The sequence below is a fragment of the Rhodophyticola sp. CCM32 genome, assembly GCF_004751985.1.
Lineage (GTDB): Bacteria > Pseudomonadota > Alphaproteobacteria > Rhodobacterales > Rhodobacteraceae > Rhodophyticola.
Map to the genome: position 1 here is coordinate 69,114 of NZ_CP038492.1, position 13,929 is coordinate 83,042.

A 13,929-nucleotide genomic window follows, 5' to 3' on the forward strand; every position below is an offset into this window, starting at 1 on the left:
GGTGGTGCAGATGAACAACAAGACGGCTCCAGAAACCGCCCTTCGGCTGCTCTCTAGTGCCAGAACAGGGCGATATTCAAGCCATCCCGTGTCACTGGGGCGGATTTGGCGCAGATTTTCTGCGATTGCAGCATGAATAGGCTGACCCCGGGGAACCCTATGCCTGCTTATTCAGCAGCGTCCTTATTCAGCAGCGTCTGGCGCGACCGCATAGACCCCGGCCTCTGCCGGGGCTTCGCCTGCCATCTCGGCAAGGAACTTTTCGGCATCCAGCGCGGCCATGCAGCCCATCCCGGCGCTCGTCACCGCCTGACGATAAATATGATCGGTCAGATCACCGGCGGCGAACACGCCGGGAACAGAGGTGCGGGTCGATCCGGCCTCAACCTTCACATAGCCGCCATTATGCATATCCAGTTGTTCACTCACCAGTTCGGTGGCGGGCGCGTGACCGATGGCCACGAAAAACCCCTTGCAGGGGATCTCGGTGATCGCGCCGGTTTCCACATGTCTGGCGCGCACGCCCTCAACCCCGCGCGGCTCGTCACTGCCGACAACTTCTTCCACCGTATGGTCCCACAATATTTCGACCTTGGGATTCTTGAACAGGCGTTGCTGCATGATCTTTTCGGCCCGCAGGCTGTCGCGGCGGTGGATCAGCGTGACCTTGGAGGCGAAATTGGTCAGAAACAGCGCTTCCTCGACCGCGGTATTGCCGCCGCCGATCACCACGATCTCCTGCCCGCGATAGAAAAACCCGTCGCAGGTGGCACAGGCCGACACGCCGAAGCCTTTGAAATGCTCCTCAGACGGCAGGCCCAGCCATTTCGCCTGTGCGCCGGTGGCCAGAATGACCGCATTGGCGGTATAGACCGTGCCGCTGTCTCCCTTCGCGGTGAAGGGGCGTTTCGACAGATCCAGCGACATGATGTGATCACCGATGATCTCGGTTCCCATCTCTTTTGCATGGGCCTCCATCCGCACCATCAGGTCAGGACCCATGACAGAGGCATCGCCCGGCCAGTTTTCCACATCGGTTGTGATCGTCAACTGCCCGCCGGGCTGGATGCCCTGCACAAGGATCGGTTTCAGCATCGCGCGGCTGGCATAGACGGCAGCGGTATACCCCGCAGGGCCAGAGCCGATGATCAGGACGGGGGTGTGGCGTGTGTCAGACATATGCGGCAGCTTTCGGCAGATTTGGAATAAGGCAGAATGCCCGTCACAGCGATATAGCGACGGGCGCCAGCGGAATAAAGGCTCTGTGCGCGGGATCGGGGAAAGCCTTGCATTCAGGCAGGCTCTCTTTCATATATTGCGCATGAACGAAATATTATTGCGCATGTGGTTCTGAATCGAGATGATTCCAAAACCGGCAAGCGCAAAGGGGGGCCATCATGGCAAGCACAAAGCTGGACCCGATTGACCGGAAGATTCTGGCCGAATTGCAGGCAGATGGCCGGATGACCAATGTGGAACTGGCCAAACGGGTGGGCATATCGGCGCCGCCCTGTCTGCGCCGGGTCCGCACGCTGGAAGAGGCGGGGTATATCAGGGGCTATCACGCCGATGTGGATGCCCGCCAGTTGGGGTTCGAGGTGCAGGTCTTTGCGATGGTCGGTCTGCACAGCCAGGCGGAGGCGGATCTGGTTGCGTTCGAGGCCCTGTGTCGGTCCTGGCCCCTGGTCCGCGAATGCCACATGCTGAACGGGGACATTGATTTCATCCTGAAATGCGTCGCCCCGGATTTAAGCAGTTTTCAGACCTTCCTGACCGAATTTCTGACATCCGCGCCCAATGTCGCCTCGGTCCGCACGTCTCTGGTGATCCGCGGGGCAAAGGATGACCCCGGCGTGCCCTTCGACGTGATGGAGGACCGGCTGAGCCAATCCGCATGAAAAAGCCCGGGTCTCTGCGCAGTGCAACCTCGGTGCAAGAGGCGTATCAGGCCGCGCTGAAGGCACAGCAGGCCGGGCAGATGGATGTGGCGCGACAGGGATATCTGCGTATTCTCGACCAGCGCCCCCTGGCAGAACCGATGTTCCAGTTGGGCCAGATCAGCGCGCAAAGCGGCGATCTGGCGGCGGCGGCGAAATGGTATCGCCGGGCGCTGAAACTGAAACCGAAGGAACCCGCCCTGTGGCAGGCGCTGGCAGAGATAAACACCGGCGGCGACCGTCAGAAACTGATCCGTCAGGCCAGGGCGGCGGGTGTCACCTTACGCACCAATGATGCGCAACTGGTCGATCAGGCGGATCGGCTGCTGGATACGGGGCAGGTGTCGAAGGCAAAGCAGATGTATCGCGCTGCGATGAAGGCGGGTGGATCGCCGGTGCAGGTTCTGACCCATATGGGCGGTCGGTTGAGCGCCGCTGATGATTATACCGGCGCCCTGTCGGCATTGGATGAGGCGGTGAAACTGGCGCCGAAAGCCGCCGCCGCCCGGGTGTTGCGGGCTGGTGTGTTCCAGACCATGGGCGCGCTGGACAAGGCGGAGGCGGATCTGCGCGCGGCATTGAAAACCGCACCGACCCATGGGCGGGCCTGGCTGTCGCTGATGCGCGGGCGCAAACAGCCCAAAGACGCGGCAGATGTCGTGGCGTTGGAGCAACAACTGGCTGACCATGTCAGCGACCCGGAAGACCGGCGGCTGATGTCTTTCGGTCTGGCCAAGGCGTTGGAGGATCAGGGCCGGTATGATACCGTCTTTGCCCATCTGAACACCGCCAACCGGATCACCGCGCGGCGATTTCCCTACGGGTTCGAGAATGATCTGAAAACCGCGCGCGACCGGTTGAACAGTTTTCAGGACGATGTTTTCGATGGCTATGAAGGGGCCGCGCCCATTTTTGTGGTTGGCCTGCCCCGATCGGGCACCACGCTGGTCGAAACCATCCTTGGGGTGCATGCGGATGTGGCGCCGGGCGGTGAGATGGCGCTGTTTGGTGACACGATATTGCCGCTGGCCGAGGCTTTGGCGGCGGGCGACACCCCCGCAGGCAATGACTGGTGGCAGGCGGGCAGAAACTGGGCCGAAAAGGCGCTGGCCAAAGCCGGGACCGGGCGGGTGACGGACAAGTCAATCTCGACCTTTGCCTTGATGGGCCCCGTGGCCCGCGCCCTGCCAAAAGCCAGATTTGTGTTGCTGAACCGCGATCCGCGGGATGTGGGCCTGTCGATCTACAAAAACCTGTTTCCTGACGGGTTGCATCGCTACGCCTATGATCTGAAAGAGATCGGCCGGTTCATTCGGCTGTTCGATGCCACGACCGCCGCCTGGCAAAACCGGCTGCCGGGGCGGGTGCATGTAGTGGAGTATGAGGCCCTGACCACAGAGCCGGAACCGCAGATCCGCGCGATGCTGGCGTTTTGCGATCTGGCATGGGATCCGGCCTGTCTGACGCCGGAGCATTCCTCCCGCGCGGTCAAGACATTGAGTGTGGCCCAGGTGCGCCAGCCGATCAATCGGGGGTCCGTGGCCGCCTGGCGGCGGTTCGAGGGTGATCTGAAGCCACTGATCGACGCGCTTGAGACCGAGATCATTCTCTGAAAACGGGGTAGTGCCGGTCGAACCGGCCTCAGCTGGCTTTCTTGAGCGGCACCTGTATCTCTGCCCGCCGTGCGGCGCGCAGTTGCCGGGCCCAGGGCATCTCGATCTGATCTTTCCGGCTTTCGATCAGCGCCGATTTCATCCAGCGTCGCTTTGTCATTTTCGTGTTCCTTCGTGCATTGGCATCTCATATCCCGTGTTTTCGCGGGTTGAGAGCATCCTGCCTTGGCATTCAGGCAGTCTTGCGGCTTTCGTGCTTATTTCCGGTGGATTTTCATGGCTTAAATGTGGCGGTGCCCCTGGCCGGTTCAGCTTGATTTTCGGGGCCTTATGTAACCGGGTGTCTACAAATGGGGCGATGGTGCGGCATCATCCGGCCCAAGCTTGCCCAATATTCCGGCGGTATATCAAAAACGGGGCAAAACAGCCCAATTCCCGCGCTTCAAAGGCGAATCGCCGAGATCAGGCGACCATAATCTGCCGCGCCTTCATGGGTGGAACGGCGATAGGAATAGAACCGGTCGGGGTCGGAATAGGTGCAATGGCGCGTCCATTCCGCCTCTCCCACACCCGCGGCCCTCAGCCGCATCAACCCATAGGCAGGCAGATCGAACAGATACCGGTCGCCCGAACCATTGATGAAAAACCGCGTGTTGTCCGGGTCATCCTCCATGAACCGGTCCAGAAATCCCGGCCCCACCTCATAGGCGCGCTGGCTGATCGCGGGGCCGATGACCGCGCAGATGGCCTCTCGTGTGGCTCCGGCCTCCACCATCACATCAATTGTCCGCTCCAACACCCCGTCAAGTGCGCCTTTCCAGCCCGCATGCGCGGCGGCGATCACCCCTGCCTTATGGTCGGCAAATAAAACCGGCTGACAATCGGCGGTGAGAATCGCAATCGCGGTGCCGGGGGTGGAGGTGACAATCGCATCCGCCCTGGGGGTGGGGTCCGGGGCGCTGTCTTCGACCATGACCGCTTCGGCGGAATGCACCTGATAGATGGTCACAAGGCGGGCGCGGGCAACACCCATATTATGGGCCACGCGGGCACGGTTCAGGGCGACGATCTCGGCCTGATCAGAGGACCCGCCGCCGCAGTTCAGCCCCTCGAAAATACCTGATGAGGCGCCGCCGCGACGGGTGAAAAACCCATGGGTCATGCCCTCCAGCAGATCAGAGGTCAAAGGCTCAAGGCGTGTCGTGGCCGGGGACATCGGGGGCAGCGGGCTCCAGGGCGGGCAGGGGCGGGGCATCGGGTGGGCGCAGGCCCATCACTTTGAACAAGGTTCCCATTTCATCGGGATGCGTCAAGCGCCGATGCGCGGCAATATGCTGATCCCGGGGCGGGCCGGTCAGCCCTGCGGCCAGATGTTCCGCGCGCGGGGTGATGCCAAGGCGTTCCAGAAACACGCCTTGTGGCATCAGATCAGTGGCCCGCGCCGGGGTGGCCGCCCGGGCCAAAGGGCCAAAGGCGACATGGGCGGTCAGATCAGCGGTTCCCGGCGCGTTGAGCGGGTCGGCGAACCCGTGCCGGGACACCGCCTGAAACGTATCGCCATGGCTTTCCCAACCGCCGTAATCCACGATCAGCGCCGCGCCGCCGTCCCGCGCAATGCGCTGCCCGATCTCTCCGGCAAATGGCAGGGCCGGGGCGTTCAGCTCTACCAGATGGCCGTGGGGGGTCGCCTCAAGCCGGTCATCAAGGGCGGCAATGTCCCGTTCCGGGGCAAGGCCCCAGACCAGACGGCTGCCATCGGTGCCGATCTGGCGTTCATGCCAGCCCCGTTTGCCGCGTTGGAATTGCCGGATCGGCAGGGCATCAAAAAACTCATTGGCCAAAAGGTAGAGAGGACCCGGCGGCAAGGCCCCCACATGGTCGCAGAATCCGGGCTCATGACCGGAAAGCGCGGCCTTCTGCAACTGGCGCAGGGCGGGGGAGGCCTCGACCAGTGCGAGATGCATGGCGTCGTGAAAGCCGTCGATCCTTGCAGTGGCGCGCAATATGTCGGCCATCATCGTGCCGCGCCCGGGCCCAAGCTCGGCCAGCACAAACCGGGCGGGGCGGCCCTGATCCAGCCAGACCTGTGCCAGCCACAGGCCCAGAAGCTCCCCGAACATCTGGCTGATCTCGGGGGCGGTGGTGAAATCGCCGCTGGTGCCAAACGGCGCATGGGTTGTGTAATACCCGTCCCGCGGGTTCAGCAGGCATTCGGTCATGAACTCGGCGACCGAAAGCGGCCCGGTGCGCAGTATCCGCGCGATCAGCCTGTCGCCAAGTGCTGTCACGCGGCCTGCCGGCGGGCAATGATGATGACTGCAATGCCGATCACCAGCATCGGCAGGGACAGCAATTGCCCCATGCTGACGCCAAGCGCGGGGGTCAATGAGATCACATGGCCCAGAGGCGTATCGGGGGTGATGAATTGCGGGTCCGCCTGGCGGAAATATTCGACGATGAACCTGGCCAGCCCGTAACCTGCCAGAAACAGGCCCATCACCTGACCCGGCACTTTCAGCCAGCCCCGCCGGTAGACCAGATAGAAGATAACCGCCCCAAGAAGCGCCCCTTCCAGCCCGGCCTCGTAAAGTTGCGACGGATGGCGGGCGCATAACGTCACCAATGCATGCTCGACCAGCCCCTCAGGCCCGGGGCAGGCCTGGGCGTATTCGCCCGGGAAGATCACGCCCCAGGGTGCATCTGTGGGTCGCCCCCACAGCTCTGCATTGATGAAATTCGCGATCCGGCCCAGCAACAGGCCCGGCGGGGTTGCCATGGCCAGCGCATCAGCAACGCTGATCATGGGCAATCTGTACCGCCGGCAGAACAGCATAGCTGCCACAAGCACCCCGGCCAGCCCGCCATGAAAGGCCATGCCGCCTTGCCAGATCATCGGAATCTGGGCAGGGTTTTGCAGATAATAGCCGGGCTGATAGATCAGAACAAAGCCAAGCCGCCCGCCCAGGACCACCCCGATGATCACCCATGTGACCAGATTTTCCACATGCGTCGGGGTCATCGGTGCCGTGTCGCCGGGCCAGAGCCGGGGGTGTTTTACCGCGCGCAGCACCAGCCACCAGCCGATCAGCAGCGCCGCGATATAGGCCAGCGCATACCAGCGTAGGGCAAATTCGAACCCGCCAAGTGTGATCGCAAACAGCTCGGGCGAGATATCGGGGAAGGGAATGGCGGCCTGCATGGGGTCTCCGTTACCGGTTTGTGAGGGTTGGATGGGGGGTGCCTGCGGCGAAGTCAACCTTGATTGGCAGGCCCCGCACCGCCATATCAGGTGTAAGCGAAATGGAGAAACCGATGCAGACCCGCAACAAGATCATGGAAGATATCTCGCAATTGATGACCAACGCGATGGGCGTCGCCCAGGGCGCGAAGGATGAGGCCGAAACAGCGATGAAATCCATGATGGACCGATGGCTGGCAGACCGCGACTTTGTCACCCGCGAAGAATTCGACGCCACCCGCGCCATGGCCCAGAAGGCGCGAGAGGAAAATGAGGCGCTGAAAGGGCGAATCGAGGTGCTGGAAGCGGCCAAAGCCAAAAAGTGATCATGGGCTGACCATCTTTTTGACCCAATGGCCCCCCTAGATGTTGGGTATGATTATCACACCACCACCACAGACCCCCGACGAGTCTCTTGCACATACCGTGTTTCGGTCTGCTATGACCGGTGCGATCTGGACCGGTGTGGTCGCGGGGGCGCAATCGGTATTTATGATGGTTTATCTGGGCGCGAGTGGTGGATTGCTGTCGGCGGTATTCGGATTTCTTCTGGCCGACGGGATCAGTTTTTTGGTCTGGTTGCCGGGGGTGAGCCTTGCGGTTATGCTGGCCTCGATCCTGTTGCCAAAAGAGATCCTTGAACGGTACGGGTTCTGGCCGCTCTGGATCGGTGTGTGGGCCTTTGTCGGGGCTTTTGCGCTTATGTTCCTGTCACAATGGGAGATTGGCAGTCTTATGTATGCCCTTCTGTCACCAGCCCATCTTATGGAGGGGGCGGTGGTCGGGTCTTTCCCGTGGCATACGGTGCTGGCCGCCGGGTTGTGCGGGGTCATCGGCGTTTGGGTCGGGGCCACGCTTCGCATGCATATACCGCGCGAAGCCCCCGCAGATCATGAGCCGCAAACCCTGTCTGACCGGGCGGCCTGACAGGCTTATTGTCCCCCCCGCGCGCGCCTCTGACCGGATGCCCGTCTGATCTTGCCCTCGCTGTCTCTCTGAAATGGACCGAGCATAGGGCCAGAGAAAGCGGCGTCGCATCTATCCACAACTTTTTGCTTGCTGCAACTTTGACTGTAAATACACTGCAGCATTGAGTGTTCCGCTACAGCTCACGCATCAACTGGTGCGGTTGAAGGCGCTTTTTCCTGAAAATACTGCTTTACAGGCCCGGTTCTACAGCCCACCATATCTTGTATGGGGTCGGGAACAACCCGGCGACCCATAGTGAGGCACCCAGCTTCTAGTGGGCGTCATGGCCGCAAAGGCCAGGCCCCTCCGAGGCTGCCAACAATAACGAGGCCTGGGCTATGTCACTTTCCGAGCAGTATTTCGAAACTGACGACATTCATCCGATTGATATCGTCGAAACCATTGCAACCCATCACGACTGGGATTTTGACCGTGTTGCAGATGATCAGATCGCCATGGCGATCGAGGGGCAGTGGCGCACCTATTCGGTGACGCTGGCCTGGTCGTCCTATGATGAAACGTTGCGGATGATCTGCACCTTCGACATGGAACCGCCTGAGGACAGCCTGCCGAAACTCTACGAGACACTGAACCTGACCAATGACAAATGCTGGGCAGGGGCGTTCAGCTACTGGCAGGCACAGCAGTTGATGGTCTATCGCTACGGGCTGGTTCTGGCGGGGGAGCAACTGGCAAGTCCAGAGCAGATTTCCTGCATGGTGGAAACCGCGGTTCTGGCCGCCGAGCGGTTTTACCCGGCCTTTCAACTGGCCTGCTGGGGCAACAGCACGCCGGCCGAGGCCATGCAAGTCGCCATTGCGGAGAGCTATGGCCGCGCCTAATCTCGGCGGCGCGTGCCGTCGGAGGGGTTATGGATTTTAACGAAGTGATGCGCCGTGGCCTGGTGATGCTGGGCTGTGGCAAGATGGGGTCGGCGATGTTGCAGGGCTGGCTGGCCCGGGGGCTGCCGCCCCGTAAGGTCTGGGTGATCGACCCGGTCCCGTCAGACTGGTTGCGAGAGACCGGTGTTCAGATGAATGCCGACCTGCCTGCGGACCCGGCCATCGCGCTGGTTGCCGTGAAACCGCAGATGATGGAGGAGGCCCTGCCGCAACTGGCGCCATATGGCGGGGGCGGCACCCTGGTGATTTCGGTGGCCGCAGGCACGCCCCTTGCGGCTTTCGAGGCGGCTCTGGGCGAAAAGACCCGGGTGATCCGTGCCATGCCCAACACCCCCGCCGCGATAGGCAAAGGCATCACGGCAATCATCGGCAACGCTGCGGCCAGCCCGGCAGATGCGGATCTGGCCGCTGGGCTGCTGGAGGCCGTGGGCCAGGTCGTCAGGCTTCAGAGCGAAGACCAGATCGATACGGTTACCGGCACCTCCGGCTCTGGTCCGGCCTATGTGTTCTACATGATTGATGCGCTTGCCGCCGCGGCCCGGGCCGAGGGTCTGCCGGCAGAGATGGCGATGCATCTGGCGCGCGCCACGGTTGCGGGCGCGGGCGCCCTGGCCGAGGCTGCGGATGAGACACCGGAACAGCTTCGCATCAACGTGACCTCACCCAATGGCACAACCCAGGCCGGGTTGGAGGTGCTGATGGATGACACCAGGGGCCTCGCCCCGCTGATGCAGGCCACGGTCAAAGCGGCCACCGACCGGTCCCGTGCGTTGAAAGGCTAGAACATTCATGTCTGATCTCAGCTTTGATGACTTTCTCAAGGTCGATATCCGGGTGGGCACCGTGACCCGGGCCGAACCTTTCCCCGAGGCGCGCAAACCCGCGATCAGGCTTTGGGTCGATTTCGGGCCGGAACTTGGGGAAAAGAAAAGTTCGGCCCAGATCACCGCCCATTACACGCCCGAGACGCTGATCGGGCGTCAGGTGATGGCGGTGGTCAATTTCCCGCCGCGTCAGATCGGGCCGATGCGGTCGGAAGTGCTGGTTCTGGGCGTGTCCGATGACACAGGCGGGATTGTCCTGCTGGCCCCGGATCAGGTGGTGGACAACGGCCAGAGGATGCATTGATGACATTGAAACTGCTTGTGTCCCGCCGTCTGCCCGATGCGGTGATGGCCGAGGCCGCCACCCGGTTTGAGGTGACCCATCGCCCGGGCGGAGGCCCGATGAGCCATGAGGAATGTATCACCGCGCTGTCCGAGCAGGATATGGTGATCCCCACCCTTGGGGACGGGTTTTCGGCCGAAGTCTTTGCCGGGGTTCCAACCCCGCGCTGCAAATTGCTGGCGAATTTCGGGGTGGGGTATAACCATATTGATGTGGAAGCCGCGGCGGCGGCCGGGGTGGCGGTGACCAACACACCCGGTGCGGTCACTGATGCCACTGCCGATATTGCGATGACACTGATCCTGATGACGGCCCGGCGTGCGGGCGAAGGTGAACGGATTGTGCGGGCGGGCAAATGGCTGGGCTGGAAGCCCACGCAGATGCTGGGCATGCATGTGACCGGCAAGACCGTGGCGATCATCGGCATGGGCCGGATCGGTCAGGCGATTGCCCGACGCTGCCATTTCGGGTTCGGCTGCCGGATTGTCTATGCGAACCGATCAAGTAAATCGCTGGATTTCCCGGCCGAGCAGATGTCGCTGGAGCGGGCCATGTCTGCGGCCGATATCGTGGTGATCGCCCTGTCGGGCGGGCCGGGCACCTATCATTTCATCGGCGCAGGCGCGCTGGCCGCGATGCCCCCCCATGCCATGGTGATCAATATTTCCCGTGGCGATGTCATTGATGAGGCCGCCCTGATCACAGCCTTGCAGGCAGGGCAGATCGCGGGCGCCGGTCTGGATGTCTATGAGTTTGAACCAGAGGTGCCCGAGGCCCTGATCGCGATGGAAAATGTCACGCTTCTGCCCCATCTGGGCACCGCCGCCCTGGAGGTGCGCGAGGCGATGGGGCGGATGGCGCTGGCCAATGTGATTGCATGCGCCGAGGGTCAGGCACTGCCCAACCCGGTCTGATACCCGTTGTTTTCACACAGACGGGCGCAGAGTTTAGCCTGAGCAACAGATTGCCCGATATGCCGCAGCCTGCGCGCCGATGCACAAAAGGCAAAGATCAACAGTTCTGAAAACCGACCCTGATCAGGTATGACTGCTTGGTTTTACAAGGCTCAACAGCAAGCCAGGTAAATGAAAGGGTCCGCCGTACATGGGGGGATCGATCCGGCGCTGGGCCGGATCGACCATGACGGCGAACCCCCACCCAATCGGCCTGGTACAGGAGCCGATGACAGGTTCATCACCCCGCAACACATGCGGGGCATATCAAAGCCTGTCAGCCGGGGCGATTGACCATCATGGGAAAAACCGGTTTGGTTTCCCCAGTCGGACCGATTTTGAGGCAATGGCGCGTGGGAAATTACCTGAAGAAACATACTGAGGCGTTGATCAAGGATGTGGGCTTTGCCGCAGCTTGCGAGTTGACGGGAAAATCCAAGGCGACGCTGGGCCGCTATTTCTCGGACGCGGCGGAACACGGGGATCGGTTCATGCCCATCGACGCGGTGGCGGCGCTGGAAAATGCGGCGCAGTTTCCCCATGTGACGACCGCGCTGGCAGAGTTGCAGGGGATCACGCTGAGCTATGATAATTCCAAACGCAATGAGGGGCGCGAAGGTGGTGTGAATACCGATGTGGTTGCCTTAAGCCAGCGCTTTGCGATGCTGATGGGAGAATATCACCAGTCGATCGCGGATGGGGTGATCACGATCAACGAGGCCAAACGCCTGCTGCGGGAGACGCTGGAAATTCAGAAAGTGCTGTTGGAGATGAAGCTGCATCTGGAGGATGAAACGGCAGCGTGACCCGGAAGGCAATTGGCGTTTTCGCGTTTCGGATTTACCCGAAACCGGTCAATCCCCCGCCATGCCTTTAAGCACGTTCGACAATGACCGAACCGACAGAATACCCCGCCCCGAAGGAACAGATCAGCCCCGCGTCACCGGGGGCGAGATCGGTGGAATATTTTGCGAAAGCGATGATCGACCCGGCAGAGGATGTATTCGCATAATCCTGAAGGATGTTGGGCTGTTCACCGGGCGCGGGATCACGGCCAAGAACACGTTTGCCGATATAATCATTCATGGTCTTGTTGGCCTGATGCAGCCAGAGCCGTTTCAGATTGTCGGCGGTGATGTTTTCATCGGCCATATGGGCGGCGATATGCCGGGACACCAGCGGTAAAACCTCTTTGAAAACCTTGCGCCCGTTCTGCATGAACTGCATGTCGCGGCGATCCTCCATATGGCCCTTGCGGGTGCGGCGGAGGAAGCCGTTATTGTTGCGGATATTGTTAGAAAACTGTGTGGCCAATCGTGTGGATTTGATCAGGAAATGCGGGCCATTCGCGCTGTCCGCACGCTCGATCAACAGGGCTGTGCAGACGTCTCCGAAGATGAAATGACAATCGCGGTCGCGCCATTCCAGATGGGCGGAACAGATTTCTGGGTTTACGACCAGCGCACTGTGTATGCTGCCCGATCTGATCATGTCGGCGGCGGCCTGAATGCCGAATGTGGCCGAGGAACAGGCAACATTCATGTCAAAGCCAAAGCCTTCGATCCCAAGAAGGTTCTGGATTTCGACGGCAATGGCAGGATAGGCGCGTTCATGGTTGGAGGCCGCACAGATCACCGCATCCACATCCGCGGCGGTCTTTCCCGCCATTTCAAGGGCCTGACGGCACGCTTCCAGTGCCATTTCAGCCATCTGGCCCGGTTCATCATCGGTGCGTTCCCGCAGCCAGGGATGCATCACATCCGGGTCCAGAACGCCCGTTTTATCAAGCACATAGCGTTGTTCGATGCCCGAGGCCGCATGGATGAATTCAGATGAGGAAGGAGCTTTGGCCTCGATCTCGCCGGCTGCGATGCGGTCTGCATTTTCCGCGTTGTACCGGGTCACATGGGCGTTGAAGGCGGCCACAAGTTCATCATTTGTGATGACGGATGAGGGCGTGAAAACACCGGTTCCGGTGATCGCGGGCTGATACATGGCGGGCTCCCTTACGCTGTTCAGATGGCCCGGGTTTTAACCACAGGTCAAGCTGTTGGCGCTTGCATGGGTGGAATGGATGGGCCGCAGCAGGTCGCTCAACCACGTTTCAAAACCGGTCAGACGGTTTCTGTCACCTTGCGCAGATGACGGGGGGCATCGGGGTTGATGCCACGGGCCACCGCGACCTGTTCAACCAGGGTGTAAAACGAGACCATCAGGGCAATCGGGTCGGTCAGCGGGTGATCGGTGCGGATATGCGGCAGGCATGTTGCGTGGCGGGCCTTGTCAGAGGTCACGAAGACCTGCGCGCCTTTCCCGGCCAGCGTATCGGCAACATCGACCACGGCGGTTTCTGCCGCGTCTTTTGCAGCAAAGCACAGCACCGGAAACCCGTCACCGATGATCGAGACGGGGCCGTGCAGCACTTCTGCGGCAGAATAGCTTTCGGCATGGATCTGGCAGGTTTCCTTGAATTTCAGCGCGGCCTCGTTCGAGATGGCCCAGGATGGCCCGCGCCCGAGTGTGAACAGGGAATTGCGCGTGCCGATTGCCCGCCGAAGGGGGGACCAGTCCTGCCGTGTGGCCTCTTCCAGCCGGGCGGGCAGGTTGTGCAATGCGTCCTTCAGGGCGTGGTCTTCCGTCCAATGGGCCAGCAATATCAGGGTCGCGACCGCCGAGGTCACGAAGGTCTTGGTTGCGGCCACGCTCCGTTCCGGGCCGGCATGGATGTCCATGCAAAGGGCGGCGGCCTCCGCCAGGGGGGAGGTCGCATCATTGGTGACCGCAATGGACAATGCCCCGCCTTCGGTGGCCGCTTTCGCCAGCGCCACGATATCCGGGCTTTGCCCCGATTGTGACACCGACAGGCACAGCGCGTTGTCCAGACGCAGCTTTGCGCCGTAAAGCGAGGCGACGGAGGGCCCGATTGAGGCAACAGGCAGGCCCAGTTCCAACTCAACCGCGTATTTCAGATAGGTGCAGACATGGTCGGATGACCCGCGCGCGACGGTCACCACCAGATTGGGGTCGCGTGTGCGCAATTCGGTTGCAAGGCGGGCGATTGCCGGGCCTCCCTTGTCGAGCAGACGGGCAACGGCAGAGGGAATCTGCAGGATTTCACGTCGCATCTGGGTGCTGGTATCGGTCATGTTG

The 13,929-nt window shown here is 61.3% G+C and carries 16 protein-coding genes; 9 read left to right on the forward strand and 7 right to left on the reverse strand.

All coding sequences use genetic code 11. The annotated features are described in order from the left end of the window. Positions 1-183: 183 nt before the first annotated feature. Positions 184-1,179 carry a thioredoxin-disulfide reductase gene (gene trxB, locus E2K80_RS00330; RefSeq protein ID WP_135371696.1) on the reverse strand — a complete coding sequence of 332 codons (996 nt, stop codon included), beginning with the start codon at positions 1,177-1,179 and terminating at the stop codon, positions 184-186. A gap of 218 nt (positions 1,180-1,397) precedes the next feature. Between trxB and E2K80_RS00335 the strand changes: the two genes are divergently transcribed. Together E2K80_RS00335 and E2K80_RS00340 are read left to right on the forward strand one after the other, a co-directional pair. After that, positions 1,398-1,898 (forward strand): Lrp/AsnC family transcriptional regulator, encoded by a 501-nt coding sequence (locus E2K80_RS00335; RefSeq protein ID WP_135371699.1) that lies wholly within the window; start codon positions 1,398-1,400, stop codon positions 1,896-1,898. Then, entirely contained in the window at positions 1,895-3,550 is a 1,656-nt protein-coding gene (locus E2K80_RS00340) for a tetratricopeptide repeat-containing sulfotransferase family protein (RefSeq protein WP_135371701.1), read from the forward strand. The genes E2K80_RS00335 and E2K80_RS00340 overlap by 4 nt, the downstream gene beginning before the upstream one ends. Before the next feature lie 28 nt (positions 3,551-3,578). On the opposite strand, the gene E2K80_RS19720 is transcribed toward E2K80_RS00340, so the two are convergent. From E2K80_RS19720 to lgt, 4 genes are all read right to left on the reverse strand, one after another. Next, positions 3,579-3,710, reverse strand: coding sequence for a hypothetical protein (locus E2K80_RS19720; RefSeq protein ID WP_274379241.1), 132 nt, complete (start codon positions 3,708-3,710; stop codon positions 3,579-3,581). A gap of 282 nt (positions 3,711-3,992) precedes the next feature. After that, on the reverse strand, positions 3,993-4,766 hold the full coding sequence (gene pgeF, locus E2K80_RS00345) for a peptidoglycan editing factor PgeF (protein ID WP_135371704.1): 774 nt from the start codon (positions 4,764-4,766) through the stop codon (positions 3,993-3,995). After that, positions 4,741-5,838 (reverse strand): class I SAM-dependent methyltransferase, encoded by a 1,098-nt coding sequence (locus tag E2K80_RS00350; RefSeq protein WP_135371707.1) that lies wholly within the window; start codon positions 5,836-5,838, stop codon positions 4,741-4,743. The genes pgeF and E2K80_RS00350 overlap by 26 nt, the downstream gene beginning before the upstream one ends. Further along, a complete protein-coding gene (gene lgt / locus E2K80_RS00355; RefSeq protein WP_135371709.1) occupies positions 5,835-6,749 on the reverse strand; it encodes a prolipoprotein diacylglyceryl transferase in 915 nt (304 codons plus the stop codon). The genes E2K80_RS00350 and lgt overlap by 4 nt, the downstream gene beginning before the upstream one ends. 113 nt (positions 6,750-6,862) lie before the next feature. Between lgt and E2K80_RS00360 the strand changes: the two genes are divergently transcribed. The 7 genes from E2K80_RS00360 to E2K80_RS00390 all read left to right on the forward strand — a co-directional run bounded on the left by E2K80_RS00360 (position 6,863) and on the right by E2K80_RS00390 (position 11,585). Continuing rightward, positions 6,863-7,114: an accessory factor UbiK family protein gene (locus tag E2K80_RS00360; RefSeq protein WP_135376418.1), complete on the forward strand. Its 252-nt coding sequence runs from the start codon at positions 6,863-6,865 to the stop codon at positions 7,112-7,114. Between the two features lie 100 nt (positions 7,115-7,214). Continuing rightward, the gene (locus E2K80_RS00365) at positions 7,215-7,715 is read left to right on the forward strand and encodes a hypothetical protein (protein ID WP_135371711.1); all 501 of its coding nucleotides are present in this window, start codon (positions 7,215-7,217) and stop codon (positions 7,713-7,715) included. A 380-nt stretch (positions 7,716-8,095) separates the two neighbouring features. Next, entirely contained in the window at positions 8,096-8,599 is a 504-nt protein-coding gene (locus E2K80_RS00370) for a YbjN domain-containing protein (protein WP_135371713.1), read from the forward strand. A gap of 29 nt (positions 8,600-8,628) precedes the next feature. Beyond that, positions 8,629-9,441: a pyrroline-5-carboxylate reductase gene (proC, locus tag E2K80_RS00375; protein WP_135371715.1), complete on the forward strand. Its 813-nt coding sequence runs from the start codon at positions 8,629-8,631 to the stop codon at positions 9,439-9,441. A gap of 7 nt (positions 9,442-9,448) precedes the next feature. Continuing rightward, on the forward strand, positions 9,449-9,787 hold the full coding sequence (locus tag E2K80_RS00380) for a tRNA-binding protein (protein WP_135371717.1): 339 nt from the start codon (positions 9,449-9,451) through the stop codon (positions 9,785-9,787). Next, complete coding sequence (locus E2K80_RS00385; protein WP_135371719.1) at positions 9,787-10,740, forward strand: 2-hydroxyacid dehydrogenase; 954 nt, start codon at positions 9,787-9,789, stop codon at positions 10,738-10,740. Before E2K80_RS00380 ends, E2K80_RS00385 begins: the two co-directional genes overlap by 1 nt. 338 nt (positions 10,741-11,078) lie before the next feature. Beyond that, positions 11,079-11,585: a hypothetical protein gene (locus E2K80_RS00390; RefSeq protein ID WP_135371721.1), complete on the forward strand. Its 507-nt coding sequence runs from the start codon at positions 11,079-11,081 to the stop codon at positions 11,583-11,585. A 67-nt stretch (positions 11,586-11,652) separates the two neighbouring features. Here E2K80_RS00390 and E2K80_RS00395 read toward each other — a convergent pair whose 3' ends face one another. Both E2K80_RS00395 and E2K80_RS00400 read right to left on the reverse strand, forming a co-directional pair. Next, the gene (locus E2K80_RS00395; protein WP_135371723.1) at positions 11,653-12,774 is read right to left on the reverse strand and encodes a beta-ketoacyl-ACP synthase III; all 1,122 of its coding nucleotides are present in this window, start codon (positions 12,772-12,774) and stop codon (positions 11,653-11,655) included. Between the two features lie 119 nt (positions 12,775-12,893). Beyond that, positions 12,894-13,925: an SIS domain-containing protein gene (locus E2K80_RS00400; RefSeq protein ID WP_135371725.1), complete on the reverse strand. Its 1,032-nt coding sequence runs from the start codon at positions 13,923-13,925 to the stop codon at positions 12,894-12,896. Between the last annotated feature and the right edge of the window lie 4 nt (positions 13,926-13,929).

Coding starts and splice junctions, on each gene's coding strand:
- trxB (WP_135371696.1), bottom strand. CDS start 1,179: ATGTCTGACACACGCCACACCCCCGTCCTGATCATCGGCTCTGGCCCT.
- E2K80_RS00335 (WP_135371699.1), top strand. CDS start 1,398: ATGGCAAGCACAAAGCTGGACCCGATTGACCGGAAGATTCTGGCCGAA.
- E2K80_RS00340 (WP_135371701.1), top strand. CDS start 1,895: ATGAAAAAGCCCGGGTCTCTGCGCAGTGCAACCTCGGTGCAAGAGGCG.
- E2K80_RS19720 (WP_274379241.1), bottom strand. CDS start 3,710: ATGACAAAGCGACGCTGGATGAAATCGGCGCTGATCGAAAGCCGGAAA.
- pgeF (WP_135371704.1), bottom strand. CDS start 4,766: ATGTCCCCGGCCACGACACGCCTTGAGCCTTTGACCTCTGATCTGCTG.
- lgt (WP_135371709.1), bottom strand. CDS start 6,749: ATGCAGGCCGCCATTCCCTTCCCCGATATCTCGCCCGAGCTGTTTGCG.
- E2K80_RS00360 (WP_135376418.1), top strand. CDS start 6,863: ATGCAGACCCGCAACAAGATCATGGAAGATATCTCGCAATTGATGACC.
- E2K80_RS00370 (WP_135371713.1), top strand. CDS start 8,096: ATGTCACTTTCCGAGCAGTATTTCGAAACTGACGACATTCATCCGATT.
- proC (WP_135371715.1), top strand. CDS start 8,629: ATGGATTTTAACGAAGTGATGCGCCGTGGCCTGGTGATGCTGGGCTGT.
- E2K80_RS00380 (WP_135371717.1), top strand. CDS start 9,449: ATGTCTGATCTCAGCTTTGATGACTTTCTCAAGGTCGATATCCGGGTG.
- E2K80_RS00385 (WP_135371719.1), top strand. CDS start 9,787: ATGACATTGAAACTGCTTGTGTCCCGCCGTCTGCCCGATGCGGTGATG.
- E2K80_RS00390 (WP_135371721.1), top strand. CDS start 11,079: ATGGGAAAAACCGGTTTGGTTTCCCCAGTCGGACCGATTTTGAGGCAA.
- E2K80_RS00395 (WP_135371723.1), bottom strand. CDS start 12,774: ATGTATCAGCCCGCGATCACCGGAACCGGTGTTTTCACGCCCTCATCC.
- E2K80_RS00400 (WP_135371725.1), bottom strand. CDS start 13,925: ATGACCGATACCAGCACCCAGATGCGACGTGAAATCCTGCAGATTCCC.